The sequence below is a fragment of the Kitasatospora sp. NPDC098652 genome (genome assembly GCF_044760155.1).
GTDB lineage: Bacteria > Actinomycetota > Actinomycetes > Streptomycetales > Streptomycetaceae > Kitasatospora.
Map to the genome: position 1 here is coordinate 165,637 of NZ_JBIWAQ010000016.1, position 26,117 is coordinate 191,753.

Annotated in this window: 22 protein-coding genes; 11 read left to right on the plus strand and 11 right to left on the minus strand. The window is 73.4% G+C overall.

The window, feature by feature from the left end:
• The first annotated feature begins 70 nt into the window (after positions 1–70).
• Positions 71–1,036, plus strand: a complete 966-nt coding sequence (locus ACIQWA_RS29280) for a phosphatase PAP2 family protein (RefSeq protein WP_402487570.1) — start codon at positions 71–73, stop codon at positions 1,034–1,036.
• Positions 1,037–1,142: 106 nt separating this feature from the next.
• Here ACIQWA_RS29280 and ACIQWA_RS29285 read toward each other — a convergent pair whose 3' ends face one another.
• Together ACIQWA_RS29285 and glnA are read right to left on the minus strand one after the other, a co-directional pair.
• A complete protein-coding gene (locus ACIQWA_RS29285; protein WP_402487571.1) occupies positions 1,143–4,169 on the minus strand; it encodes a bifunctional [glutamine synthetase] adenylyltransferase/[glutamine synthetase]-adenylyl-L-tyrosine phosphorylase in 3,027 nt (1,008 codons plus the stop codon).
• Between the two features lie 200 nt (positions 4,170–4,369).
• Positions 4,370–5,731, minus strand: coding sequence for a type I glutamate--ammonia ligase (gene glnA / locus ACIQWA_RS29290; protein WP_360228084.1), 1,362 nt, complete (start codon positions 5,729–5,731; stop codon positions 4,370–4,372).
• Between the two features lie 175 nt (positions 5,732–5,906).
• Here glnA and ACIQWA_RS29295 point away from each other — a divergent pair, with 175 nt between their 5' ends.
• Positions 5,907–7,661: an NAD+ synthase gene (locus ACIQWA_RS29295; RefSeq protein ID WP_402487573.1), complete on the plus strand. Its 1,755-nt coding sequence runs from the start codon at positions 5,907–5,909 to the stop codon at positions 7,659–7,661.
• A 25-nt stretch (positions 7,662–7,686) separates the two neighbouring features.
• Here the strand turns inward: ACIQWA_RS29295 and ACIQWA_RS29300 are convergent, their stop codons facing one another.
• The 3 genes from ACIQWA_RS29300 to ACIQWA_RS29310 form a co-directional block, all read right to left on the minus strand.
• The gene (locus ACIQWA_RS29300; protein WP_402487604.1) at positions 7,687–8,691 is read right to left on the minus strand and encodes an endonuclease/exonuclease/phosphatase family protein; all 1,005 of its coding nucleotides are present in this window, start codon (positions 8,689–8,691) and stop codon (positions 7,687–7,689) included.
• A gap of 246 nt (positions 8,692–8,937) precedes the next feature.
• A complete protein-coding gene (locus ACIQWA_RS29305; protein ID WP_402487575.1) occupies positions 8,938–9,567 on the minus strand; it encodes a TetR/AcrR family transcriptional regulator in 630 nt (209 codons plus the stop codon).
• 143 nt (positions 9,568–9,710) lie between these two features.
• Positions 9,711–11,351, minus strand: a complete 1,641-nt coding sequence (locus ACIQWA_RS29310; RefSeq protein ID WP_360228096.1) for an MFS transporter — start codon at positions 11,349–11,351, stop codon at positions 9,711–9,713.
• A 276-nt stretch (positions 11,352–11,627) separates the two neighbouring features.
• On the opposite strand from ACIQWA_RS29310, the gene panB reads away from it, so the two are divergent.
• From panB to ACIQWA_RS29325, 3 genes are all read left to right on the plus strand, one after another.
• On the plus strand, positions 11,628–12,497 hold the full coding sequence (panB, locus tag ACIQWA_RS29315) for a 3-methyl-2-oxobutanoate hydroxymethyltransferase (RefSeq protein ID WP_402487576.1): 870 nt from the start codon (positions 11,628–11,630) through the stop codon (positions 12,495–12,497).
• 133 nt (positions 12,498–12,630) lie between these two features.
• The gene (locus ACIQWA_RS29320) at positions 12,631–13,656 is read left to right on the plus strand and encodes an ATP-binding cassette domain-containing protein (protein WP_360228099.1); all 1,026 of its coding nucleotides are present in this window, start codon (positions 12,631–12,633) and stop codon (positions 13,654–13,656) included.
• On the plus strand, positions 13,653–14,483 hold the full coding sequence (locus tag ACIQWA_RS29325) for an ABC transporter permease (protein WP_360228102.1): 831 nt from the start codon (positions 13,653–13,655) through the stop codon (positions 14,481–14,483). The genes ACIQWA_RS29320 and ACIQWA_RS29325 overlap by 4 nt, the downstream gene beginning before the upstream one ends.
• 105 nt (positions 14,484–14,588) lie before the next feature.
• Here ACIQWA_RS29325 and ACIQWA_RS29330 read toward each other — a convergent pair whose 3' ends face one another.
• The gene (locus ACIQWA_RS29330; protein WP_402487577.1) at positions 14,589–18,029 is read right to left on the minus strand and encodes an AfsR/SARP family transcriptional regulator; all 3,441 of its coding nucleotides are present in this window, start codon (positions 18,027–18,029) and stop codon (positions 14,589–14,591) included.
• Positions 18,030–18,241: 212 nt separating this feature from the next.
• On the opposite strand from ACIQWA_RS29330, the gene ACIQWA_RS29335 reads away from it, so the two are divergent.
• On the plus strand, positions 18,242–19,057 hold the full coding sequence (locus ACIQWA_RS29335) for a site-2 protease family protein (protein WP_402487579.1): 816 nt from the start codon (positions 18,242–18,244) through the stop codon (positions 19,055–19,057).
• 25 nt (positions 19,058–19,082) lie between these two features.
• Here ACIQWA_RS29335 and ACIQWA_RS29340 read toward each other — a convergent pair whose 3' ends face one another.
• Complete coding sequence (locus ACIQWA_RS29340; RefSeq protein WP_360228110.1) at positions 19,083–19,271, minus strand: hypothetical protein; 189 nt, start codon at positions 19,269–19,271, stop codon at positions 19,083–19,085.
• Between the two features lie 111 nt (positions 19,272–19,382).
• Positions 19,383–20,075, minus strand: coding sequence for an NADPH-dependent F420 reductase (gene npdG / locus ACIQWA_RS29345; protein WP_402487582.1), 693 nt, complete (start codon positions 20,073–20,075; stop codon positions 19,383–19,385).
• Between the two features lie 47 nt (positions 20,076–20,122).
• Between npdG and ACIQWA_RS29350 the strand changes: the two genes are divergently transcribed.
• Both ACIQWA_RS29350 and ACIQWA_RS29355 read left to right on the plus strand, forming a co-directional pair.
• On the plus strand, positions 20,123–20,782 hold the full coding sequence (locus tag ACIQWA_RS29350; protein WP_402487583.1) for a hypothetical protein: 660 nt from the start codon (positions 20,123–20,125) through the stop codon (positions 20,780–20,782).
• 46 nt (positions 20,783–20,828) lie between these two features.
• The gene (locus ACIQWA_RS29355) at positions 20,829–22,157 is read left to right on the plus strand and encodes an MFS transporter (RefSeq protein WP_402487585.1); all 1,329 of its coding nucleotides are present in this window, start codon (positions 20,829–20,831) and stop codon (positions 22,155–22,157) included.
• Positions 22,158–22,176: 19 nt separating this feature from the next.
• Here the strand turns inward: ACIQWA_RS29355 and ACIQWA_RS29360 are convergent, their stop codons facing one another.
• Entirely contained in the window at positions 22,177–22,407 is a 231-nt protein-coding gene (locus tag ACIQWA_RS29360; RefSeq protein ID WP_402487586.1) for a hypothetical protein, read from the minus strand.
• A gap of 117 nt (positions 22,408–22,524) precedes the next feature.
• On the opposite strand from ACIQWA_RS29360, the gene map reads away from it, so the two are divergent.
• The gene (gene map, locus ACIQWA_RS29365) at positions 22,525–23,370 is read left to right on the plus strand and encodes a type I methionyl aminopeptidase (protein WP_402487588.1); all 846 of its coding nucleotides are present in this window, start codon (positions 22,525–22,527) and stop codon (positions 23,368–23,370) included.
• A 68-nt stretch (positions 23,371–23,438) separates the two neighbouring features.
• Here the strand turns inward: map and ACIQWA_RS29370 are convergent, their stop codons facing one another.
• Positions 23,439–24,137 carry a bifunctional DNA primase/polymerase gene (locus ACIQWA_RS29370; protein WP_402487590.1) on the minus strand — a complete coding sequence of 233 codons (699 nt, stop codon included), beginning with the start codon at positions 24,135–24,137 and terminating at the stop codon, positions 23,439–23,441.
• A gap of 448 nt (positions 24,138–24,585) precedes the next feature.
• On the opposite strand from ACIQWA_RS29370, the gene ACIQWA_RS29375 reads away from it, so the two are divergent.
• Both ACIQWA_RS29375 and ACIQWA_RS29380 read left to right on the plus strand, forming a co-directional pair.
• Complete coding sequence (locus tag ACIQWA_RS29375; protein ID WP_402487592.1) at positions 24,586–24,912, plus strand: hypothetical protein; 327 nt, start codon at positions 24,586–24,588, stop codon at positions 24,910–24,912.
• A 43-nt stretch (positions 24,913–24,955) separates the two neighbouring features.
• A complete protein-coding gene (locus ACIQWA_RS29380) occupies positions 24,956–25,165 on the plus strand; it encodes a hypothetical protein (protein ID WP_360228133.1) in 210 nt (69 codons plus the stop codon).
• Between the two features lie 54 nt (positions 25,166–25,219).
• On the opposite strand, the gene ACIQWA_RS29385 is transcribed toward ACIQWA_RS29380, so the two are convergent.
• The gene (locus ACIQWA_RS29385; protein WP_360228136.1) at positions 25,220–25,825 is read right to left on the minus strand and encodes a PadR family transcriptional regulator; all 606 of its coding nucleotides are present in this window, start codon (positions 25,823–25,825) and stop codon (positions 25,220–25,222) included.
• Between the last annotated feature and the right edge of the window lie 292 nt (positions 25,826–26,117).

Below are 26,117 nucleotides of genomic sequence, written 5' to 3' on the forward strand. Positions count from 1 at the left end.
ACATCCGGTGAAGAATCCACTTCCAGAGGATGAGCAGACGGCTACGAGCGGTCTGGCAGACTTCTCGTCCATGGGGGAACCGACCGAGATCCAGCGAGGCGACACCCGGCGCGCCGACACGGCCCACGGTGGTGGTTCCGAGGCGACCGAGGCCACCCCGGCCCGACTGCCCGAGGGAGCCACCCGTGCCGCCCAGTCCCGCACCGCCGCCCTGCGCGGCCGCATCCGGGACCAGCGGCGCTCGCCGGCCCGACCGCGGATCTGGTTCGAGCTCGCCCTGATCGGGATCAGCTACTGGCTCTACTCGCTGGTGCGCAACGCCGTCCCGGAGCAGGAAGCGATAGCCCAGAAGCACGCGCGCTGGATCTGGGACCTCGAGAAGGACCTCGGCATCGCGGTCGAGCGCTCGATCAACCACGCCGTGGACGGCGTCGGGTGGCTCATCACCGGGATGAACTACTACTACGCGACCCTGCACTTCATCATCACCATCGGTGTGCTGGTCTGGCTCTACCGCAGCCACCCGGGCCGCTACGTCGCCGCCCGCACGGTGCTGTTCGTCACCACCGGGATCGCCCTGGTCGGCTTCTACTTCTTCCCGCTGGCCCCGCCGCGGCTGATGACCGACGGCGGCTTCATCGACACCGTGCAGTCCCACCACACCTGGGGCTCGTTCGCCTCCGGGCCCGCCGCGCACGTCTCCAACCTGTACGCGGCGATGCCCTCGATGCACATCGGCTGGTCGATGTGGTGCGGTCTGACGATCTTCTTCCTGGCCCGCCGGACCTGGGTCCGGGTGCTCGGACTGATGTACCCGGCGGCCACCCTGGTGGTCATCATCTCGACCGCCAACCACTTCTGGATGGACGCCGTCGGCGGCGAGATCTGCCTGGCGGTCGGCTTCCTGGCCGCCCGCTGGCTCTACCACGAGTGGGTCTACCGGCTGCCGCAGGTGCCCGCCCGGGAGCAGGCGGAGGAGCCGGTCACCGTGCCGGAGCAGTGGAGCGAGCCGGCGGTCAGCAGCGCACGGCGCTAGCCGACGGCCGCGGAACGACTGACGAGGAACGACCGACGAGGAGGGGGCTCCTGCTGCGGCAGGGGCCCCCTTCGCGTACCCGGCCGGGCCCTTCCGCGCGTACCGGTCAGGCCGACCCGTAGAACAACCGGTCCACCACCGCGCGGGCCCGCCGGGTGGTGCGCCGGTAGTCGTCCACCAGCTCCCCGCTGTGCCCGGCGCCGTACCCGAGGTAGCGGGCCACCCCGGCCAGCTCCCGGGCCTCCCCGGGGAAGCTGTCCCCCGGCCGCCCGCGCACGAGCATCACCGCGGAGCGCACCCGGGAGGCCAGCACCCACGCCGCCTCCAGCACCTCCGCGTCGGCCGGCTCCACCAGAGCGGCCCCGACCGCCGCCGCCAGGGCGGCCCTGGTCCGGGTGGTGCGCAGGCCCGGCACCTCGTGCCCGTGCTGGAGCTGGAGCAGCTGCACCGTCCACTCCACGTCCGCCAGCCCACCCCGGCCGATCTTGGTGTGGGTGGTCGGGTCGGCACCGCGCGGCAGCCGCTCGGCCTCGATCCGCGCCTTGATCCGCCGGATCTCCATCAGGTCCCGCTCCGGCACCCCGGTGCCCGGGTAGCGCAGCGGGTCGATCAGCTGCCGGAACCGCGCGCCCAGCTCCTCGTCCCCGGCCACCGGCTCGGCCCGCAGCAGCGCCTGACTCTCCCAGGCGTGCGACCAGCGCCGGTAGTACGCCGCGTACGAGGCCAGGGTGCGCACCAGCGGGCCGCTGCGCCCCTCCGGCCGCAGGTCGGCGTCGACCAGCAGCGGCGGCTCGGTGGACGGTGCGGCCAGCAGGGTGCGCAGCTCGTTGCAGACCGCCTGGGCGGCCCTGGCCGCGTCCTGCTCCAGCGAGCCGAGCAGCGGCTCGTGGACGAAGAGCACGTCCGCGTCCGAGCCGTAGCCCAGCTCGTGCCCGCCGAAGCGGCCCATCGCGATCACCGCGATCCGGGTCGGCAGGTCCCCGTTTTCGGCCTCCCAGCCGGCCACGCAGGCGCTCAGCGCGCCCTGGAGGGTGGCGGCGTTGAGCGCGGTCAGCGCCTCCCCCGCGACGTCCAGCGCCTCGGCCGGGTCGTCGCCGAGCCGGCCGAGCACGTCCGCGGCGGCCGTCCGGAACAGCTCCCGGCGGCGCACCGAGCGGGCGGCGGCCACGGCGGCGGCGGCGGACCCGGCCCGGCCGCCGGCGGCCAGGATCTCGGACTGGAGCGCCGCCCGGCCGCGCGGCACCAGGCCCTGCGGGTCGCCCAGCATGGCCACCGCCTCGGGGGCGCGCAGCAGCAGGTCGGGGGCGAGCCGGCCGGCCGACAGCACCCGGGCGAGCTGCTCGGCGGCGGCGCTCTCGTCCCGCAGCAGCCGCAGGTACCAGGGGGTGCGGCCGAGCGCGTCGGAGACCTGGCGGAAGTTGAGCAGTCCGGCGTCCGGGTCGGCCGACTCGGCGAACCAGCCGAGCAGCACCGGCAGCAGGGTGCGCTGGATCGCGGCCTTGCGGCTGACCCCGGAGGCGAGCGCGCTGAGGTGCCGCAACGCGGCGGCCGGGTCGGCGTAGCCGAGCGCCTCCAGCCGGGCCCGGGCCGCGTCCGGGGTCAACCCGGCCGCGCCGGGCGGCAGTTCGGCGACGGCGTCGAGCAACGGCCGGTAGAACAGCTTCTCGTGCAGCCGCCGTACCTCCACCGCGTGCCGCTTCCACTCGCGTTGCAGCGCGGCCACCGGGTCGGAGCGGGTGTCGTCGTTGATCAGCGCGGCGAGCGAGCGGGCGAGCCGGCGCTGGTCCTCCTCGGCGGTGGGCATCAGGTGGGTGCGGCGCAGCCGGTGCAGCTGGATGCGGTGCTCCAGCGAGCGCAGGAAGCGGTAGGCGGTGTCCAGCGAGGCGGCGTCCGCCCGGCCGACGTACCCGCCGCGGGAGAGCGCGGCCAGCGCCTCCAGGGTGTTGCCGCTGCGCAGCGCCGGGTCGGTGCGGCCGTGCACCAGCTGGAGCAGCTGGACGGAGAACTCGACGTCGCGCAGTCCGCCCGGGCCGAGCTTGAGCTGGCGGTCCAGTTCGGTGGCCGGGATGGAGTCGATCACCCGGCGGCGCATCTGCTGCACGTCGGTGACGAAGTTCTCCCGGGCGGCGGCCTGCCAGACCATCGGGGCGAGCGCCTCGACGTACGCGGCGCCGAGTTCGGCGTCCCCGGCGACCGGGCGGGCCTTGAGCAGGGCCTGGAACTCCCAGGTCTTGGCCCACCGCTGGTAGTAGGCGAGGTGGCTGGCCAGGGTGCGCACCAGCGGGCCGTTGCGGCCCTCCGGGCGCAGGTTGGCGTCCACCGGCCAGATGGTGCCCTCGCCGGTGGTGTCCGAGCAGAGCCGGGTGAGTGCGGCGGCCAGCCGGGTGGCGGCCTTGACGGCCGTGTGCTCGTCCACGCCCTCGCGCGGCTCGGCGACGAAGATGACGTCCACGTCGGAGACGTAGTTGAGTTCGCGGCCGCCGCACTTGCCCATCCCGATCACCGCGAGCCGGCAGGCCGCGGCGGCCTCCGGGTCCTGCTCGGCGGCGAGGTCCAGGGCGGTCTGGAGGGTGGCGCCGGCCAGGTCGGCGAGTTCGGCGGCGGTCTGGGCGAGGTCGGTGGTGCCGGTGAGGTCGCGGGCGGCGATGGCCAGCAGGCAGCGCCGGTAGGCGATCCGCAGGGCGTTCTCCGGGCTGCCGCCGGCGCCCCGGACGCCCTCGGCGAGGGCGCGGCGGAAGTCCGCCGGGCCGGGGTGCATGTCGCGCAGTTCGAAGGTGACCAGCGCGTGCCAGTCGTGCGGGTGCCGGGCCAGGTGGTCGGCGAGCGCGGTGGAGACGCCGAGCACCCCGAGCAGCCGGTCGCGCAGCGGCTTGGAGGTGGTGAGGGTGTCCCGCAGGGTGTGCCGTTCGGCCTCGTCGGCGGCCTCCAGCAGCCGGGCCAGGCCGAGCAGCGCGAGGTCGGGGTCGGCGGTGGCGCCGAGCGCGTCCAGCAGCACCGGGTCGTCGGCCAGGCCCTCCAGCCCGGGGCCCTCCAGCAGCCGCACCGCCCTCGCGGGATCGGTGAACCCGCGCCGGACCAGCCTGATCTCGGGCCGGCTGACCCGGCTCCCGGCCCGCTGTTCCTCCACCGCCATCGGCCCCTCCATCCCGTCCGCCCCCGCAGGCAGGTTACGCGCCCCGGCGGCCCCGCGCCGGGCGTGGCCGTCGGGTGGACCGCCCCCGTGACGACGGCCCCGCCGCCGCCCGGGCGGGCGACGGCGGGGCCGGAGGGGCCGGAGGGGTTCGAACCCGCCGCTCAGAGCACCTGCTCAGAGCACCTGCTCACAGCATCTGCTCACAGCACCTGGAGGTTCTTCCGCAACTCGAACGGGGTCACCTCGGAGCGGTACTCCTCCCATTCCTGGCGCTTGTTGCGCAGGAAGAAGTCGAAGACGTGCTCGCCCAGGGTCTCGGCGACCAGCTCGCTGCGCTGCATCAGGTCGATGGCCTCGCCGAGGTTCTGCGGCATCGGCTGGATGCCGAGGGCGCGGCGCTCGGAGTCGGTCAGCGCCCACACGTCGTCGTCGGCGCCGGGCGGGAGCTCGTAGCCCTCCTCGATGCCCTTGAGGCCGGCCGCGAGGGTGACGGCGTAGGCGAGGTACGGGTTGCAGCCGGTGTCCAGGGAGCGGACCTCGATCCGGGTGGAGCCCTGCTTGCCCGGCTTGTACATCGGCACCCGGATCAGCGCCGAGCGGTTGTTGTGGCCCCAGCAGATGTACGAGGGGGCCTCGCCGCCGGCGCCGGCGGTGCGCTGGGAGCCGCCCCAGATCCGCTTGTAGGAGTTCACCCACTGGTTGGTGACGGCGGCCGTCTCGGCGGCGTGCCGCAGCAGGCCGGCGATGAACGACCGGCCGACCTTGGAGAGCTGGTACTCGGCGCCGGACTCGTGGAAGGCGTTGCGGTCGCCCTCGAACAGCGAGACGTGGGTGTGCATGCCGCTGCCGGGGTGCTCGGAGAACGGCTTGGGCATGAAGCTCGCGTGCACGCCCTGTTCCAGCGCGACCTCCTTCATGACCAGGCGGAAGGTCATGATGTTGTCGGCGGTGGACAGCGCGTCGGCGTAGCGCAGGTCGATCTCCTGCTGGCCGGGGGCGCCCTCGTGGTGCGAGAACTCGACCGAGATGCCCATCGACTCCAGCATGGTGATGGCCTGTCGGCGGAAGTCGTGGCCGACCCCGCGCGGGGTGTGGTCGAAGTAGCCGGACTGGTCGGCCGGGATCGGCGCGGTGCCGTCGCCGGGCAGGTTCTTCAGCAGGAAGAACTCGATCTCGGGGTGGGTGTAGAAGGTGAAGCCCTGGTCGGAGGCCTTCTCCAGGGTGCGCTTGAGCACGAACCTGGGGTCGGCGTAGGAGGGCGAGCCGTCCGGCATCAGGATGTCGCAGAACATCCGCGCGGTGCCCGGGGTCTCCGAGCGCCACGGCAGGATCTGGAAGGTGGTCGGATCCGGCTTGGCGATCATGTCGGATTCGTACACCCGGGCGAATCCCTCGATCGCCGAGCCGTCGAAACCGATGCCCTCCTCGAAGGCCTGCTCCAACTCGGCCGGTGCCACCGCGACCGACTTGAGGAACCCGAGCACATCGGTGAACCACAGCCGGACGAACCGGATGTCACGCTCCTCGAGCGTCCGAAGCACGAACTGCTGCTGCTTGCCCATGGGGACAGTCTCACCTCTGCTCTTTACGCTCGTGTTACGCCCGGGAGGCCCCCGAAAGACCTCATCGAGCGATTGCCCCCATCATGGCCGATCCCCGCGCGGCACGGCAGGGCCGACCCCGGTTCCGACCATCCGCACGGGACATTGCGTCAGTTAGACGATTAGACTTCGGAGCATGCCCAATCTCCGTCTCGCCCTGAGCCAGATCGACCCCTGGGTCGGTGACCTCGCCCGCAACAGCGATGAGGTGGTGCGCTGGACCAAGCAGGCCGTGGAGGCCGGCGCCCAGCTGGTCGCCTTCCCCGAGATGGCCCTGACCGGCTACCCGGTCGAGGACCTCGCGCTGCGCGGCTCCTTCGTCGAGGCCTCGCGCGGCGCCCTGGTGGAGCTGGCCGGGCGGCTGGCCGACGACGGGCTGGGCGAGGTGCCGGTGGTGGTCGGCTACCTCGGGCGCTCCGACCACGCCTCGCCGCGCTTCGGCCGCCCCGCCGGGTCGCCGCAGAACTGCGCCGCGGTGCTGCACCGGGGCGAGGTGGTCACCCGCTTCGCCAAGCACCACCTGCCCAACTACGGCGTCTTCGACGAGTACCGCTGGTTCGTCCCCGGCGAACAGCTGCCGGTGCTGCGGCTGCACGGGGTGGACGTCGCGCTGGCGATCTGCGAGGACATCTGGCAGGACGGCGGCCGGGTCACCGCCGCCCGCGAGGCCGGGGCCGGCCTGCTGCTGGTCATCAACGGCTCGCCGTACGAGCGGAACAAGGACGACCAGCGGCTGGAGCTGGTGCAGCGCCGCGCGGCCGAGGCGGGCTGCACCCTGGCGTACGTCAACATGGTCGGCGGCCAGGACGAGCTGGTCTTCGACGGCGACTCGATCGTGGTCGGCGCGGACGGCGAAGTCCTGGCCCGCGCACCGCAGTTCGAGGAGCACCTGGTGCTGCTGGACCTCGACCTGCCGGCCGCCGGCAGCGACCACACCGACGGCCTGCTGCTGAGCGACGGGCTGCACCTGGTCCGCACCGAGCTGAGCGACGAGCCGGCCCCGGTGCCCGCCGGCCGGCCCGCCGCCGAGATCGCGCCCCGGCTGTCCGACGAGGCCGAGATCTGGGCCGCCCTGGTCTCCGGCACCCGGGCGTACGTGGTCAAGAACGGCTTCCGCTCGGTGCTGATCGGCCTCTCCGGCGGCATCGACTCGGCCCTGGTGGCCGCGATCGCGGTGGACGCGCTCGGCCCCGACCACGTGCACTGCGTCTCGATGCCCAGCCGCTACTCCTCCCAGCACTCCCGGGACGACGCGGCCGAACTGGCCCGCCGCACCGGGCTGCACTTCCGGACCGTCTCCATCGCCCCGATGTTCGACGCCTACCTGGCCGCCACCGAGCTGACCGGCCTGGCCGAGGAGAACCTCCAGTCCCGGCTGCGCGGCACCCTGCTGATGGCGATCTCCAACCAGGAGGGGCACATCGTGCTCGCGCCCGGCAACAAGAGCGAGCTGGCGGTCGGCTACTCCACCCTGTACGGCGACTCGGTGGGTGCCTACGGCCCGATCAAGGACGTCTACAAGTCGCTGGTCTTCCGCCTCGCCCGCTGGCGCAACGAGGAGGCCGTACGGCGCGGCGAGGTGCCGCCGATCCCGGAGAACACCATCGGCAAGCCGCCGTCCGCCGAGCTGCGGCCGGACCAGGTGGACACCGACTCGCTGCCCGACTACGACCTGCTGGACAGCGTGCTGGACCGCTACATCGAGCGCGACGAGGGCCGGGACGCGATCGTCGCGGCGGGCTTCGACCCGGCCGTGGTGGACCGGGTGGTCCGGCTGGTCGACACCGCCGAGTACAAGCGGCGCCAGTACCCGCCGGGCCCGAAGATCTCGGTGAAGAACTTCGGCCGGGACCGCCGGCTGCCGATCACCAACCGCTGGCGGCGCGGCTGACCGTACCCGGGGGCCAAGGCACGCCTCAGCTGTAGGTGAAGGCGGCGGCCACCGCGAGGTGGTCGCTGCCGTCCCGGGGCAGGGTGCGGGAGTCCACCGGCCGGAGCCCGCCCTTGCTCATGATCTGGTCGATCCGCGCCATCGGGAACGCCGCGGGCCAGCTGAACCCGAAGCCGTCCCCGGCCGCGCCCTGGGCCGAGCGCATCTGCGAGGTGACCGGCGCCAGGCTGCGGTCGTTCATGGTGCCGTTGAGGTCGCCGAGCAGCAGGACCTTCTTCACCGGCTCGGCCTGCACGGCGTCGCCGAGCGCCTGGGCGCTGACGTCCCGCTGGTGGACGGTGAACCCGCCCTCGGCCTTGAGCCGGACGGACGGCAGGTGGGCGACGTACACCGCGAGCGGGCCCTGCGGGGTGGTGACCTGGGCCCGGAACGCCCTGGTCCAGCCGATCCGCAGGTCCACCGGGGCGACCTCGCCGATCGGGTACTTCGACCAGAGCCCGACCGTCCCCTCCACCGCGTGGTACGGGTAGGCCGCGGCGAGCCCGGTCTCGTACTCCCGCAGCTGGTTGCCGGCCAGCTCCTGGAGGGCGACGATCTGGGCGTTCGAGGCCACCAGGCCGCGGACGGTGCCCGGCACGTCGGTGTTGCCCGCGGCGACGTTGTGGCTGACCACCGTCCAGTCGCCCTTGCCGCCGCTCTTGTCGGAGAGCAGCCCGCCGAACAGGTTGACCCACAGCACGGCGGGCACCAGCAGGGCGATCAGGGCGGTGGCGGAGCGGCGCAGCAGCGCGGGCACCAGCAGCACCGGGACCGCCAGCCCCACCCAGGGCAGGAAGGTCTCCAGCAGGCTGCCGAGGTTGCCGACGCTGTTCGGCACCTGGGCGTGGAAGCCCAGCAGCACGGCGGTGAGCAGGGCCAGCAGGGCGATCAGCAGTCCGCGCCGCCAGGTGCCGGCGCCGCGGGCGTCCCGGCCCCAGTGCCGCAGGCCGAGAAGGCCGCCGGTACGGCCGGCGTCCGCGCCCGCGTCCATGCCCGCGCCGCCACTGGCCGTGGTCCGTTCGGTGCTGTCCGCCTGCGCCATGCCGTGGCTCCCGTCGCTCGTGCCGTCGCCGTCCGTTGTCCGGTCCGTGGGGGTACGGGCGCGGTGCCGGACTGGTGCCGGTTCGATCGGATACCCGGCTCAGCCTATGCCGGGACAGACGCGCGGCCCCGGGAGCGGGTTCCGGCGTGGCCCGCTTTGGTGAGCCAGGCCACGTTGGGCACGAAGGAGCGGGCCTCAGCGGCGCCCGATGCCGTCGAGCACCGAGTCGACCAGCTGGCGGGCGAGGTCCGGGTCCTCCAGGTCGGTGTCGTCCGAGAGGATGCTGCGGTAGAGGATCGGCCCCATCAGCAGGTCGCCGAGCAGTTCCACGTCGAGGTCGTCGCGGATCAGGCCCTCGGCGACGGCCCGCCGGATCGCGAGGATCCCGACCTCGCGGCGCGGCTTGATCACCCGCTCCCGGTAGGCGTTGTGCAGCTCCGGCAGGGTCTGCATCTGGCCGAGCGTCGCCTTGAGCACCCAGCGGGTGCGCTTGGCCAGGCCCCGCCGGCGGATGTAGTCGACCATCGCGATCAGGTCCTCGCGGGCGCCGCCGCCGGTGGGGGCCGGGAGCGGCTCCTCCAGCCGGCTGACCAGGTCGACCAGCAGGGCCTCCTTGTTGGGCCAGCGCCGGTAGATGGTCGCCTTGCCGACGCCGGCGGCGGTGGCGATGCCCTCGATGGTGAGTTCGGACAGCGCCTTGCCGTCGGCCATCAGGTCCTCGACGGCGGTGAAGATGGCCTGCTCGGCGGCCTCGCTGCGGGGCCGGCCGCGGCGGACCACCGCGCAGGGCTGCCCGGTGTCGGCGCTCGGCGTGTCCGTCCTCATCCCCGCTGCCTCTCCCTCACTGGTTCCGGGCGCACGGGCGCCGCGGTGGGTCCGTCGGTCCGGGCCGGGGCCCCGCCCAGGACCCGGCCCTGCCGGTCGGGGGCACCGACCGGCAGGGCCATTGTCGCTCAGCCGTCCGCCGGTCAGGCGGCCGCGGCCGCCCGGGGCTGGTCCGGCTGCCCGGGAACCTGCCCGTCCGGGCCGCCGGGAACACCCGCGGGGGCGGCGGTGCGGCGCGGGAGCAGGAACCAGGCGACCAGCGCACCGACCAGCGAGATGCCGACCGAGAGCGAGGCCACCACGTGCATGGCGTGGATGAAGGAGTCGTTCGCCGGGCCGATCAGCCCGTCGGCCAGGCCCCCGGGGACGTGGTCGACGAAGGCCCGGGTGGACTCCAGCGACTCGGCGGCCCGGTCCAGGTTGGCCCCGGCCTTCTCCTGCACGGCCTGGGGCAGCTGGTGCAGCGGCCCGGTCATCCCGTCGCGGTAGACGGTGGAGAGCACCGCGCCGAGCACGGCGACCCCGAGCGAGCCGCCGACCTGGCGGAAGGTGTTGTTGACGGCGGAGCCGGCGCCGGCCTTCTCGCGGGGCAGCGAGCCCATGATCGCGACGGTGACCGGCGGCATGACGTGGGCCATCCCGGCGCCCATCACCAGGCCGAGCACGACCAGCACCCAGATCGGGGTCGTCGCGGTCAGCACGGTGTAGCCGACGAAGCCGAGCGCGACCAGCACCATGCCGCCCGCGGCGGTGGCGGCGACCCCGAAGCGGTCGACCACCAGCCGGGCCCGGGGGGCGAACAGCAGCTGGGCGGCGGCCAGCGGGAGCATCAGCACACCGGCTTGGAGGGCGCTGTAGCCGCGCACGCTCTGGGTGTAGAAGACGCCGAAGAAGGAGACGCCCATCAGCGCGAAGAAGATCACCGCGACGACCACCACCGAGGCGCTGAACACCTTGTTGCGGAACCAGGTGACGTCCAGCGCGGGGAACGGCGTGCGGCGCTCGAACCAGACGAAGGCGACCAGCGCGAGCACGCCCAGAAGGGTCGGGCCCCAGGCCGCGAACGCGGTGAAGTCGGCCAGCTCGCCGCCCTTGATGATGCCGTAGATCAGCGCGACCAGGCCGATGATCGACAGCAGTACGCCGACCGGGTCCATCCGGCCCGGGTTCGGGTCCTTGGACTCGGGGACGAGGACGGCCATCGCGACCAGCGCGACGATCACGATCGGCACGTTGACCAGGAAGACCGAACCCCACCAGAAGTGCTCGATGAGCAGGCCGCCGGTGATCGGGCCGATGGCGATGGCCAGGCCGACCGCGCCGGCCCAGATGCCGATCGCCTTGGGCTGCTCGTCGCGCTCGAAGACGTTCATGATGATCGCCAGCGTGGCGGGCATCGCGAGCGCGCCGCCGACGCCCATCAGGGCGCGGTAGCCGATCAGCTCACCGGGCGAGGCGGCCATCGAGGACAGCAGCGAGGCGATCCCGAAGACCACCATCCCGCCCAGCAGGGCGCGCTTGCGGCCGAAGCGGTCGCCGAGCAGGCCCGAGGTGAAGAGCAGCCCGGCGAACACCAGGGTGTACGAGTTGATCGCCCATTCCAGGTCGCTCTGGGTGGCACCCAGTCCGACCGGGGCGGGGGTCGCGATGGTCTTCATCGCGACGTTGAGGATCGAGTTGTCGAGCACGACGACGAGCAGGGCGAGCACCAGGGTGCCCAGGATCGCCCAGCGCCGGCGGTGGATGGCTTCCGGTACGCGGGGTGGCGCGGCTGCGGTGGTCATTGGTCTTCCCGTCCGTGATGGCGTGGCACTGGCGGGCATTTGCGAGTCGCTTGCGTCTCGTAACCCCCTGGACCAGAGTAGCGGCCAATACGATACGAGACGAGTCCGTTTCGTAAAATGGAGGCAAAGCCCGAGGGGTGCGGGCGCCCGTGTGGCGTGGATCGCACCCCGCCGACCGCACCCCTCTTTGCGCACACGCCGGGGCGTGCAAGCATGGAGGTGATCCGGGGACGCCGTACGGCGCCACGAGACGACAACCCTTCAGGAGCCCGTTCGATGAACGCTTCTTCGCCTTCGCCTGCCCAGAACCAGGCGTCGACCGCCACCCTCTACGGCGGGGTCACCAACCGCCGCGTGACCGTCCGCGACCTCGCCGCCGCCAAGCAGCGCGGGGAGAAGTGGGCGATGCTCACCGCCTACGACGCCCTCACCGCGGGCGTGTTCGACGAGGCCGGGATCCCCGTCCTGCTCGTCGGCGACTCGGCCGGCAACTGCCACCTCGGCTACGAGACCACCGTGCCGGTGACCATGGATCAGATGGTGATGCTCTCGGCCGCCGTCGTCCGCGGCACCCAGCGCGCCATGATCGTCGCCGACCTGCCGTTCGGCTCGTACCAGGAGTCGCCCGCGCAGGCCATGCACAACGCGGCCCGGCTGATGAAGGAGGCCGGGGTCGGCGCGGTCAAGCTGGAGGGCGGCGAGCGCAGCGCCCGCTCCATCGAGCTGCTGGTCGAGGCCGGCGTCCCGGTGATGGCCCACATCGGCCTCACCCCGCAGTCGGTGCACGCCTTCGGCGGCTACCCCGTCCAGGGCCGCGGCGACGAGGCGGCCCACCAGCTGCTCCGCGACGCCAAGGCCGTCCAGCAGGCCGGCGCCTTCTCCGTGGTGCTGGAGGCCGTCCCGGCCGAGCTGGCCGCCCAGGTCACCGAGCAGCTGGCGATCCCGACCGTCGGCATCGGCGGCGGCCCGGAGACCGACGCCCAGGTGCTGGTCTGGACCGACATGGCCGGCATGACGGCGGGCCGGGTGCCCAAGTTCGTCAAGAAGTACGCCGACCTGCGCGGCGTCCTCGGCGAGGCCGCCCGCGCCTACGCGGAGGACGTCCGCACCGGGGCCTTCCCGGCCGAGGAGCACAGCTTCCACTGACGGCTCCCCCGCCCCTGCTCCGAGCCACTCGGAGCAGGGGCGCTGTCATGCCGGTGGGGGCCGTGACAGCGGGCTGACAGCCGGGCCGGGCGGGCGACAGGGGGCTGACAGCCGGGCCGGACAACCTGGGGGCATGACAGGAATCGCGACCGCCCCGAACACGCGGGGAACAGCCGGGAACGCCGTCGAGGTCCACGGCATCGTCAAGCACTTCGGCACCACCAAGGCCCTCGACGGCGTCGACCTCACCGTCCGCGAAGGCACCGTCCTCGCCCTGCTCGGCCCCAACGGCGCCGGCAAGACCACCCTGGTGCGCGTTCTCTCCACGCTGATCAAGCCGGACGCCGGCACCGCGTTCGTCGGCGGCTACGACGTCCTGCGCCAGCCCAAGCAGCTGCGCCGCACCATCGGCCTGACCGGCCAGTACGCCTCCGTGGACGAGCTGCTCTCCGGCTACGAGAACCTCTACCTGATCGGCCGGCTGCTCGACCTCTCCAGCCGGGAGGCCAAAGCCCGGGCCGCCGAGCTGCTGGAGCGCTTCTCGCTCACCGAGGCCGCCAAGCGGATCGCCAAGACCTACTCCGGCGGCATGCGCCGCCGCCTCGACCTGGCCGCCAGCATGATGGGCCGCCCCCGGGTGCTCTACCTGGACGAGCCCACCACCGGCCTGGACCCGCGCACCCGCAACGAGGTCTGGGACGAGGTGCAGCGGATGGTCTCCGAGGGCAGCACCGTGCTGCTGACCACCCAGTACATGGAGGAGGCCGAGCAGCTCGCCGACGAGCTGACCGTCATCGACCGGGGCAAGGTGATCGCCGCCGGCGGCGTCGCCGAGCTCAAGGCCAGGGTCGGCGGCCAGATCCTCCAGGTCCGCCCCGCCCACCCGGCCGAACTGCCGGAGCTGGCCCGCTGCCTGCACGAGAACGGCATCACCTCCGCCACCTTCTCCCCCGACGACGGCCTGCTCGCGGTGCCGCTCACCGGCGAGGAGCAGCTCACCACCGTGATCGCGGTGCTCGGCGGCCGCGGCTTCGCGATCGCCGGCATCGACACCAAGGTGCCCAGCCTGGACGAGGTCTTCCTCGCCATCACCGGCAAGCCCAGCGCCGACGCCACCACCGCGTCCGCCGCCGACCCTGTCAAGGAGCCCGTCGCATGACCACCGCCACCCTCACCCCCGCCCCGGTCCGGGACACGGCGGCCGACGAGACCCGGATCGGCCCGTCCGCCACCCTGCGCCACATCGGCGCGCTGACCCGCCGCAACCTGATGCGGATCAAGGCCGACCCGGAGTCGATGTTCGACGCCGTGCTGATGCCGATCGTCTTCACCGTGCTGTTCGTCTACGTCTTCGGCGGCGCCATGATGGGCGGGGACCAGGACAAGTACAAGCAGTTCATGATCCCGGGACTGCTCGGACAGACCGGCATGACGCTGGCGCTGGCCGTCGGCACCGGCCTGAACACCGACTTCCAGAGCGGGGTGATGGACCGCTTCCGGACCCTGCCGATCGGCCGGGCCGCCGTCCTGCTCTCCAAGATCGTGGCGGAGACGCTGCGGGCCCTGCTCTCCTCCCTGATCCTGCTGACCTTCGCCTTCATCCTCGGCTTCGAGCTCAAGACCGGCGTCCCGGAGCTGCTGGCCGCGGTCGGCCTGTCGCTGGTGTTCGGCATGTCGATCGTCTGGATCTCGATGCTGCTGGGCATGTCGATGAAGAGCGCCCAGGCCGTCCAGGGCGTCTCCATGCTGGTCCTGATGCCGATGCAGTTCGGCAGCTCGATCTTCGCGCCGACCAGCACCATGCCGGGCTGGCTCCAGGCCTTCACCAAGGTCAACCCGCTGTCCGCGCTGGCCGACGCCTCCCGCGCGCTGCTCAACGGCGAGGGGGCGGTGGCCCATCCGGTGATGATCGTGCTGATCTGGTCCGCCGCCTCGACCGCGATCTTCGCCCCGCTCGCGGTGGCCCGCTTCCGCAAGCGGACCTGAGCGAGCCGGGGACGAGGGCCGGGCGGCGACCGTGGACAGGACGCCGCCCGGTACGAACGGGCGGTCGGCCGGTGACCAGGGGACGGGCACCGGCCGACCGGCCGCTCAGTCGATCAGCTCCTCCAGCAGCGCCTGGGTCTGCTGCTGCGTCATCCCGCTGCCGGAGGCGTGCGCCGCCTCGAACTCGGTCTCGCCCAGCAGCCCCCGCAGCGCGACCGCCGTCCGCTCGCGCTCCTCCCGGTCCAGGAAACCGCCCTTCGGACCGTTCAGCTGCTTGTGCGCACCGATCAGCACCGCTGCCTGCCGGGCCCGCTCCAGGTCGCCGTCCCGCTCCGCGAAGGCCGCCAGCACCCCGACCACGGCCGGCACCACCATGATCGTCATCTGTTCGGCGAAACCGCTCGCGGCCGTCACCGAGAGCAGCAGCCGACGGCCCTCACGCAGCTGGGCGTACCCCTCCTCCGGATCGCCGGCCCGGGCCGTGAGCCAGCCCCGCGAGCACCGCAGCAGCCCGCCGACGACGCCGGGAACGAACCCGCCCGTCGTGATCCCGTCGAGGTGCGACAGCGCAGCCTCGGCCTCCTCGAACTCGCCGCGATGGGCGTGCAGGGCGCAGAGCGTCAGGTGGCCGAACAGCAGGGCGCCGGTGGTGGACTGGTTGAGGCCCGTGCCCTCGATGGCGGCCAGCGCCTCCCGGATCAGCCGCTCGCCGCGCTCCAGGTCGTGCTCCAGCAGGGCGCTGCCGAGGTTCACCTGCAGCATCGGCACCTCGTGCGGCGCGCCCAGCTCCTCGGCCAGCGCGATCGCCCGCTCGTACGCGGCGGCCGCGCCGACGGCGTCACCGCGGTTCGCCAGCGACTCACCGCGGGCCGACAGCGCCTGGGACACCCCCCAGAGGTCGCCCGCCTGCTCGAACAGCTCCAGGGAGCGCAGGCCGTCCTGGATGCTCTGCTCCTCGCCCTCCGGCCAGTCGTTCAGCATCCTGGCCCGGACCTGCAGGGCGAACGCCAGGTCGCTCGTGTCGCCGTGCAGCTCGCAGCCGCGGACCGCGTCGTCCATCAGCTGCTTCATCAGCTCCAGGCGGCCGGCCAGGAAGGCGCCGAACACCCGCATCAGCGCCGGGAAGCGATAGCCCTGCGGCAGCTCCGGGGTGTAGCTGTCCAGCAGCTGCTCCGCGATCCTGACCGCGTCCTTGTCGCCGAGCACGTCGAGGTTCCCCTCGAACATCCCGATCAGCCGGAACATCGCGGCCAGTCGGCGGGCCTCCTCGACCACCCCCGGGGGCATCGGGACGCCGTACTCGAGCACGTGGCGCTCCAGCGGCACCGGCGGCGGGGCGTCCGGGGCGAACGGGTCCGGGCCGAGCGCGGCGATCGCGGTGTACCAGCCGCGGGCCTCCATGCTGTAGCCGCGCAGCGACCAGTACCAGCCCATGCCGACGCCGAGGGCCAGCGCCTGCTCCTCGTCCGCGAGGTCGATCGCCCGGCGCAGCGCGGCCCGGATGTTGTCCTGCTCGCGCTCCAGCACGTTCAGCCAGTGCAGTTGCTGCGGGCCGTGGACGTTCAGGTCGGCGGTGGCGACCAGCGCGCGGAAGTGCGCCAGGTGGCGGGCGCCGGTGGCGTCGCGCTCGGCGGTGGACTCGGCGAGCCGCTCGGTGGCGTACTCGTGGATGGTCTCCAGCATCCGGTAGCGCGGCTGGACGCCGTCGTCGGCCAGGTCCGCCACCAGCAGGGACTTGTCGACCAGGGAGAGCAGCAGGTCGGCGACCTCCGGGCCGACCACCTCGGTGCCGTCGGCGCAGACCGCCTCGGCGTCCTCCAGCTGCCAGCCTCCCGCGAACACCGAGAGCCGGCGCAGCACCGCCCGTTCCCGTTTGCCCAGCAGGTCCCAGCTCCAGTCGACCACCGCGCGCAGGGTCTGCTGGCGCGGCAGCAGGGTGCGGCTGCCGGCGGTGAGCAGGGCGAAGCGGCCGTCCAGGCGGTCGGCGATCTGCCGGGCCGTCATCACCCGCAGCCGGGCGGCGGCGAGTTCGATGGCCAGCGGCAGGCCGTCCAGGCGGCGGCAGATCTCGGCGCAGGCCTCCGGGTCGCTCTGCGGATCGAAGCCGGGGCGGGCGGCGGCGGCCCGCTCGGTGAGCAGCCGCAGCGCCACCGGGTCCGGCAGCGGCTCGACCGGCAGGGCCGTCTCGCCGGGCACGCCGAGCGGCTCCCGGCTGGTGGCGAGCACGGTCAGCCCGGGGCACTCGGCGAGCAGGGTGTCGACCAGGTCGGCGGCGGCCTGGATCAGGTGCTCGCAGTTGTCCAGGACGAGCAGCATCCGGCGGGGCCCGCAGTGCTCGACCAGTCGGCGCATGGGATCCTCGGCGCGCTTCTCGATCACCTCGGCGACCATGCCGGCGCTGTGCAGCACGATCTCGCGCAGGCCGAGTGCGGAGACCACGGCGGCCGGGACGGCCTCCGGGCTCTCCAGCGGGGCGAGTTCGGCCAGCCAGACGCCGTCCGGCCAGTGCCCGGTGGACTGCTCGGCGCGACCGGCCTCGACCGACAGCCGGGTCTTGCCGGAGCCGCCCGGGCCGGTCAGGGTCACCAGCCGATGCGTCGTCACCAGGGCGCGCAGGGCGGTGAGATCGCCCTCGCGGCCGACGAAGCTGGTCAGTCGGCCGCGCAGGTTGCCGGCGGCGCGCGGGAGTTGGGGTGTCGGAGCGGGGGGCTGCGGCTGTCCGCCCGACGGGCCCTGCGGTTCCTGCGGTTCCTGCGGTTCCTGCGGTCGCGCCGGGGGTGCGGGTGGGGGTGCAGCCGGGGGTGCGGGTGCGGGCGCAGCCGGGGCCGGCTCGGCCGAGCTGAGCAACTCGGCGTAGCAGTCCTGGAGTTGACGGCCGGGATCGACGCCCAGCTCGTCCGCCAGGGCGCGCCTGGTGCGCTCGTAGTGGCGCAGCGCCTCGGCGGTGCGGCCGCTCCCGTGCAGCGCCCGCAGCATCAGCAGTTGCAGGGGCTCGTCCAGCGGCTGCCGTTCGCACAGCTCGGCCAGTTCGGCGACCAGCTCGGAGGCCCGGCCGAGGCCGAGGTCCGCGGTTATCCGGTGCCGGCGGGCCTCGTCCCGCTGGGCCTCCAGCCGGGCGGCCGCGGCGGCGCGGTCCGGCAGGTCGGCCAGGGCTGGACCGCGCCACAGCGCCAGGGCGGCGCGCAGCCGCTCGGCGGCCAGCGCGCTGTCACCGGCGTCGAGGGCGTGCCGGCCCTCGGTGCTCAGCCGCTGGAAGTCGGCGAGGTCGGTGGCCGGGTCGGCCAGCCAGTACCCGGCCGGCCCGGAGCCGACCCGCTCCCGGCCGATGGTGCGGCGCAGCCGGCCGACCAGGGTCTGCAGGGCCGCGGAGGAGTCCTGCGGTGGTTCGGCGTCCCACACCTCGTCCACCAGCAGGTCGGCCGGGACCGGCCGGCCCTGCCGCAGGGCCAGCGCGGTGAGCAGCGCCCGCAGCCTGGCCCCACCGAGGGGGACCGGCGTGCCGTCGTCGTGGTGGGCCGTGGTGGTACCGAGGATGCCGTAGTGCACCGCACCATTCTGGTCGATGGACGGCGGCGCGGCCGCACAATTGTGCCCGCCCTCCCCCGACCCCAGGCCCCGACCCCAGGGCCCGGGGCGTACCGGAACCAGGCGCCTCCCCTCGGACGTTCACCCTGGGCGGCTTGTCCGGCCACCGCCCGCCCGGCATGATCGGTCCCAGCCGGTAGTCCCCCTTCCCCCTGTTCACGGAGCACCCACAGATGACCTTCGCCGCCACGCCGCGCTCCCGCAGCGAGGACCGCCGGATCAGCCCGGTGTTCTGGGTGCTCCTCGCCACCCTGGGCACCTCCGCCTGGGCGGTGTACTCCGGCTACGGCAACGCCTCGTTCGGGGTGTTCCTGTTCGTGATCTCGGGCTGGATGGTCTCGCTCTGCCTGCACGAGTACGCCCACGCGCGCACCGCCCTGCACGGCGGCGACATCACCGTCGGCGCCAAGGGCTACCTCACGCTCAACCCGCTGAAGTACGCCAACGTGCTGCTCAGCTTCGTGCTGCCGATCGTCTTCATGATCCTCGGCGGCATCGGCCTGCCCGGCGGCTCGGTCTGGATCGAGCGCAGCCGGATCCAGGGCCGGCTCAAGCACAGCCTGATCTCGGCGGCCGGGCCGCTGGTGAACCTGGTGATCGCGGCAGTGCTGCTGATCCCGATCGGCGCGGGCTGGCTGGACGACCCGACGGTGCACGCGGTCTGGAACGGCTTCGAACTGCCCTACTCGCCGTTCTCCGGCGCCCTGGGCTTCCTGGGCTTCCTCCAGCTCAGCGCGGCGGTGCTGAACCTGCTGCCGGTTCCCGGCCTGGACGGCTACGGGATCGTCGAGCCGTGGCTCTCGTACAAGACCCGGCGCGCGGTCGAGCCGTTCGCGCCGTACGGGTTGCTCGCGGTGTTCGCGCTGCTGTGGCAGCCCGAGGTGAACTCGTTCTTCTTCGGGATCGTCCACGGCCTGATGAACCTCTTCGGCGTGGACCAGGACTACGCGACGCTCGGCCGGTACCTGTTCAGCTTCTGGAAGAACTAGCCCTGCTCGGCGGCTTCCGGAAGAACTAGCCCTGCTCGGCGGCCGCCGCCTCGGCGATCTTCGCCTTGCGCCGGTTCAGCCAGAGCACGTTGCTGGCCACACCGGCCAGCGGGAGCCAGATCAGCCCGATCCAGAAGCCCTCGACCATCGAGACCACGGCGGCCGCCAGCGCGAGGACGACGACGAGCAGGGCGAAGAGGGACGTGCGAGGCATGGCGCGGAGCTCCTAGGACCGGGTGCGGACGGCCGGGGTCGGCCGCACCCATTGTCGCCGACCTCACCTCCGGACCGGGTCCAGGGGTGAGGCCGACGCGACCGGCGCGTTCTACACGTCGGTGATCCGCAGGCCCGCGTGGGCCTTGTAGCGGCGGTTGACCGAGATCAGGTTGGCCACCAGCGCCTCCACCTGGTGGGCGTTGCGCAGCCGGCCCGCGAAGATGCCGCGCATGCCGGGGATCCGGCCCGCCAGGGCCTGCACCACGTCGGTGGCGGCCCGCTCGTCGCCGAGCACCATGACGTCGGTGTCGATCCGCTCCACCGACTCGTCCTGGAGCAGCACCGCCGAGAGGTGGTGGAAGGCGGCGGTGACCCGGGAGTCCGGCAGCAGGGCGGCGGCCTGCTGGGCGGCGCTGCCCTCCTCCGGCTTGAGCGCGTAGGCGCCCTGCTTGTCGAAGCCGAGCGGGTTGACGCAGTCGACGACGATCTTTCCGGCGAGTTCCTCGCGCAGCGCGGTCAGGGTGGCGGCGTGGCCGTCCCACGGGACCGCGATGATCACCACGTCGCTCTCCCGAGCGACGGTGGCGTTGTCGGCACCGCGCACGCCGAGGCCCAGTTCGGCGGCCGAGGCCTCGGCCCGGGCCGCGTCGCGGGAACCGATGATCACCTGCTGGCCGGCCTTGGCCAGCCGCAGGGCCAGGCCGCGCCCCTGGTCGCCGGTGCCACCGAGGACACCGACCACCAACTGCGAGACGTCCGGCAGCTCGTGGGCCGGGTTTGTCGCTGAATCGAGGGAAGTCATGGGCCGATCTTCCCAAATCGCCGGCCCGGCGCGACATCCTGGCCCGCATGGACGCGGTGAGAGTTTCGGCACTTCGTGAACGACTCACGGGCACCGGCTGGTTGGAGGCGGTCGGCGGCTTCGCCGGCGCGCTGCGGCGCTCGGTGGAACGGCGCGGGGCGGGTGAGCTGCTGCTGGTCGGCACCGCGGCGTACGAGCCCTGGCACCTGGCCGCCCACCTGGAGGACGAGGCCGCCTGGTCGGCCGTCCCCCGACTGGCGCCCACCCTGCTGCGGCACGCACCGCCCGCCGCCGCCCCGGCCCACCTGGCGCACGGCCTGCGGCGGCTCACCGAGGCCGGGCGCGGCGCCACCGTGCTGGTGGTGGCCCCCGGCGCGGCCGGTGCCCCGCTGCTGGAGCGGGTACAGGACGCCCGCCGGCACGGCGCGACCGTCCTGGCCCTGGACGGCGCCGACCCCACCGCCCCTGCCGGCCTCACCGGTCTCGCCGATTCTGCCGATCTCGCGGGTCTCGCGGACCTCGCGGACCTCGCGGGTCTCGCGCACGAGCGGCTCGCCGTCGGCACCGCCGCCGAGGAGCCCTTCGACCTGGCGCAGCACCTGGTCAGTGCCGCCGCCGGGCAGCCGGTCCGCCGCCGCTCCGCCCTGGACCGGCTGGCCGACCTCGCCGGCCGGCTCACCTCACCGCCCGCGTTCACCCGCTGGTGACAAATCCGTTGCGGTCCGGGAACCGGCCGTCCCAGGATGGTCGTTCGTGAACGCCGACGAACCACCGCCCACCGGTCGGGCGCGCGCCCTGCTGCGCTCGCTGGCGCCCGACCTGTCCCCCTGGCGCGCCTCGCGGGACTTCCGCTACCTGTGGACGAGCGGCTGCATCACCAGCTTCGGCAGCTTCCTGACGTACGTCGCCGTCCCGATGCAGATCAAGGAACTCACCGACTCCTCCTTCGCGGTGGGCCTGATCGGCGCCGTCGAACTCGTTCCGCTGATCGTCTTCGGCCTCTGGGGCGGCGCCCTCGCCGATGCCCTGGACCGCCGCCGACTGGTGCTGCGCTCCGAGGCCGGGCTCGGGCTGCTCGCCGGGCTGCTGCTGCTCAACGCCCTGCTGCCGCACCCGGTGCTCTGGCCGATCTACCTGGTCGCCGCCCTGGTCGCGGCCTGTGACGGGCTCCAGCGCCCGGCGCTGGACTCGCTGCTGCCGAGGGTCGTCGCGCACCAGCACCTGTCGGCCGCCTTCGCCCTCAAGTCCCTGTACCACAACGTCGCTTCGGTGGCCGGTCCGGCGCTGGCCGGGGTCGTGGTGGCGGTGTCCGGGGTGCAGACCGCGTACGCGCTGGACGTGCTGACCTTCGCGGTCTCGCTGCTGCTGCTCGTCCGGATCAGGGCGGTGCCGCCGGCCACCGGCGCCGAGCGCCCGTCGATCCGGGCGGTGCTCACCGGCGTGCGGTACGCGTGGAGCCGCAAGGACCTGCTCGGCACCTACGCGATCGACCTGTGCGCCATGCTGTTCGCCTTCCCGGTGGCCGTCTTCCCGTTCCTGGCCTCGGACTTGGGCGCGGACTGGGCGCTCGGCCCGATGTACGCCGCCGCCGCCGTCGGCGGCCTGCTGGTCGGCGCGACCAGCGGCTGGACGTCCCGGGTCCACCGGCACGGACGGCTGCTGGTGGCCGCCGCGGTCGGCTGGGGCGCGGCCATGACGCTGGCCGGATTGTCCGGCAGCGTCTGGGTGGTGCTGCTCGGGCTGGCCCTGGCCGGTGGCGCGGACGAGATCAGCGGGATCGCCCGCTCCACCATGTGGAACCAGTCCATCCCGGACGAGGTGCGCGGCCGGATGGCCGGCGTCGAGCTGCTCAGCTACTCCGTCGGGCCCCAGCTCGGCCAGGTCCGGGCCGGCACCATGGCCGGCCTGATCGGCGTCCGCGCCGCCGTCTGGACCGGGGGCCTGGCCTGCGTCGCCGCCGTCCTCGCCCTCGCCGCCGCCCTCCCCCGCCTGCTCGCCTACGACGACCGCACCGACCCGCACACCGCCGCCGTCCGCGCCGAACACGAACGCAACGCCCGCGAGACCCCCGCCCCGGCCTGACCGCCCCGGGGCGGCCGGGCTACTGCGCCCCGTCGTCCTTGGGGCGGTCGTTCCAGCGCGGGTCGTTCTGCCACTCGCGGTTGCGTTCGTTCGCGATGTCCAGGGCGTGGGCGGCCTCCTCGCGGCTGGCGTAGGGGCCCAGGCGGTCCTTGGCCGGGCACTCCGGACCCTCCTCGACCTTGGCGTGCTTGATGCAGTAGAACCACTCGCCGGGTCGGCCGGTCGGCTTGCGGTTGAATCCGAGGGGCATGGCGTTCTCCCGTCCAGACGTTGGGGGTCGGTACCGATCATTCCCCGGGCGGGGCCCCCGTGCACACCGCGCGGGAACCGCCGGGTGGCGGCGGTTCCCGCGACTAGACTCGCCTGCATGGCTCTCGTACCCGGCATCCAGTCCCCCACCCGCAAGGTCCCGGCGCACATCGCGCGCCCCGAGTACGTCGGGAAGCCCGCCCCGACGCCGTACACCGGGCCCGAGGTGCAGACCGCCGAGACGATCGAGAAGATGCGGATCGCGGGCGGGATCGCGGCCCGGGCGATGGAGGAGGCGGCGAAGCTGATCGCCCCCGGCGTCACCACCGACGCGCTGGACGCCGTCGCCCACGAGTACATGTGCGACCACGGCGCCTACCCGTCCGACCTCGGCTACCGCGGCTTCCCCAAGTCCGTGTGCACCTCCATCAACGAGGTGATCTGCCACGGCATCCCGGACTCGACCGTGCTGCAGGACGGCGACATCGTCAACATCGACGCCACCGCCTACATCCACGGCGTGCACGGCGACCTCAACGCCACCTACCTGGTCGGCGACGTGGACGAGGAGTCCCGGCTGCTGGTCGAGCGCACCCGGGAGTCGCTGAACCGGGCGATCAAGGCGGTCAAGCCGGGCCGTCAGATCAACGTCATCGGACGGGTCATCGAGTCCTACGCCAAGCGCTTCGACTACGGCGTGGTGCGGGACTTCACCGGACACGGCATCAACACGTCGTTCCACTCCGGCCTGATCGTCCCCCACTACGACAGCGAGCGGGCCACCGAGGTCATCAAGCCCGGTATGACGTTCACCATCGAGCCGATGCTCACCCTGGGCACCTACGACTACGAGATCTGGCCGGACGGCTGGACGGTCGTCACCAAGGACCGCAAGCGCACCGCCCAGTTCGAGCACACCCTGGTGGTCACGGCGGACGGCGCGGAGATCCTCACCCTGCCGTGACCACCGCCGGGCGCCCTCGGGCGCCCGAGGGGGCCCGGCCTGTGGATCAGGCCGGGCGCTACGGGCGCCTAGCCGATCAGCCACTGCTCCTCGGCGACGGCGCCCACCTCGGTGCAGGCGTCGGTGAGCACGTCCAGGACGCGCAGCGGGTCCGGCAGCGGCAGCTCGGGCCCGCGCAGCCACCGCACCTCGGAGCCGTCCGGCAGCGCGGCGGGCGGGAGCAGGGTGTACGAGCCGCGGCAGTGCCAGCGCAGGCCGGGGTGCTCGGACACGGTGTCCGGGGTGGAGTCGAGGGCGCTGTCCCACCACTCGTCCTCGTCCTGGGGGGTGCCGCGGGTGGCGGTGAAGAAGAGGTAGCGGTCCTCGCCGAGGGCGGCGACCGGGCCCTCGACGCCCAGCGCGGTCAGCCGCTCCAGGGCGAGCCGGCCGGCCTCGGCGGGGACGTCCAGGACGTCGTGCACCCGGCCGGTGGCGGTGACGAAGTTGGCCCGGGGGTCGCGGGAGAGCCAGCGGGAGAGCTGCTCCGGGTCGGTGGTGGCCTGGGTCTGCCAGGCGAAGGAGACCGGGTGCCGGGCCGGGGCCGGACAGGCCACCCGGTCGCAGGAACACCGGTAGCCGGCCGGGTGGGCGGCGGGTGCGAGGGGGAATCCGGCGCGCACCGCGCCGAGCAGCTGTTCCAGTCTGGCGGCCGGGTCCGCGCCTCCCGGGCGGGCCCGCTCACGGTCACGCTTCTGCCACCAGGTCGTCCACCTGCTGCCGGCTTCCATCGTGCCCCTTCCGCGCAACTGCCGTGCCTGGTGCGACACAGCGTTCGACGTACCACTCGGACGCAACGCGCGGCGCTCCCCGCTGCTTCCCGGGGCGGTGCTCGGCCCTGCTGTCCGCGCCCCGCCGACCGCGGCCGGGGTCACCGGACGGCCGACGCCCGGGTCTCGGTACGCCTGTCGCGGCAGCACGCTGTCCGCGCCGGTGACGGCCGGAGGGCACGCTGACTCGCGCCTCGCCCGGCCCGTACGGGGCCCGCTGGCCCGGGGTGGACCCCGGGGGCGTACAGGAAAGGATAGGGGTGCGCGGGGCCTCCGGATGACCGGGGGCGGTGCCTCTCCGGTCACACCCCGGCCACGCGGGCCACACTCCGGGCACCCGACCCTCACCGCGCCTCCGCCCCCGGGTGCTCCCGGCGTGGCCGCCGCGTGGAGGTGAGACCCTGGAGGGGTGAAGAGCGCGGACACCGAATTCGTCGGCGGGCCCCTGGACGGGACGGTCCTGCCGATCCCGCTGGGGCCGATGCTGGGCGTGCCCAAGAAGTACAAGGTCCCGGTCCCCGCGCAGGGCGACTCCCCCGCGCGCACACTGGTGTACGTCCGGAGCAAGCAGGTGCGGGGGCTCAGCTGGTTCTGGCGCTACGAGTACGACGAGGCGGCCTCCACCGGCGCCGGGCCCACCGGGCCCACGGAGCCGACCGGGCCCACGGAGCCGACCGGGCCCACGGAGGCGACCGGGCCCACGGAGGCGACCGGGCCCACCGGGCCCGCGGACTGACCGGCCGCCCGTCCCCCACCTTCGCCCTCCCCGGGAGGTCGGCATGGCCAGGACGGTTCGGCACTCCGTACGGCACGGCGGGAGCCGCGCACGGGCGGCCGCCCACCACAACCGGCAGGTCGCCTGGGTGACCGGTGCCCTGCTGCTGGTGGTCTGCCTCTACAGCGTCACGATCGGGCCCGACGGCTGGCTCTGGTTCGCCTGGGCGGTGCTGCTGCTCGCCTGTGTGGGCCTGTTCCTGGTCCGCCCCTGAGCAGCGGCACCGCCCGGGCCACCGGCCTGCGCCGGGACCGGCCCCCCGCACCCGTCAGTCATCCTCGGCGAGGACCAGGTACAGCTTCTTGCGGGCCTCGGTCAGCACCGCCAGGCCCTTGGCGCGCTGCGCCTCGGTGCCGGTGCGCATGACCTGCTGGACCGCCTGCTCGACCGCGGCCAGCGCCTGGCCGACCTCCTGGACGGCCTCCCAGTCGACCTCCCGGCCGGCCTCGGCCCACGGCTCCGCCGGACCGGCCTCGGCCTCGGCGCGCCCCCGCTCGGTGAGCGAGACCAGCCGCTTGCCGCCGACCTCCTCCGCCGTGATCAGGCCCTCCTCCTCCAGCAGTTGGAGGTTCGGGTAGATCGAGCCGGGGCTGGGCCGCCAGGCCCCGTTGGTCCGTTCGGTGATCTCGGCGATCATCTCGTAGCCGTGCATCGGCCGCTCCTTGAGCAGCGCCAGCAGCGAGGCCCGGACGTCGCCGCGCCGGGCCCGGCCGCCGCGCCGCCCGTGCGGGCCGCCGCGCCGGCCGCCGTGGCCGCCGAAGCCGTGCCCGAACGGGCCACCCATCGGCCGGCCGGGGCCACCACCGCCGAACGGCGGGCCGAAGCCGCCGAAGGCCGCCCGCCCCTCGAAGCCGCCGGGGCCTTCTCCGGGCATCCCCCGGAACTCCGGACCCGGACCGCGGCGGCGTCCGCCGCCGCGCGGGCCCTCCACACGAAATCGCATTCCTGAGCGCATGGCGCCCACCTCCTCGATGGTTCATTCGGTTCCACCGAGACAGTCGAGTCACTGTCTCGATAGTTCGACGATATATCGGTGACTGTCACTCGTCAACGGATACCGACACGGCTGCGACTGACCTGTGACGGCGAAGGTGGACCGGATGTCAGCGAAGTTGGACTGATAGCTGTTCGTGCCATCGAAGATGGACTACTGCGCGGTTTGTGAC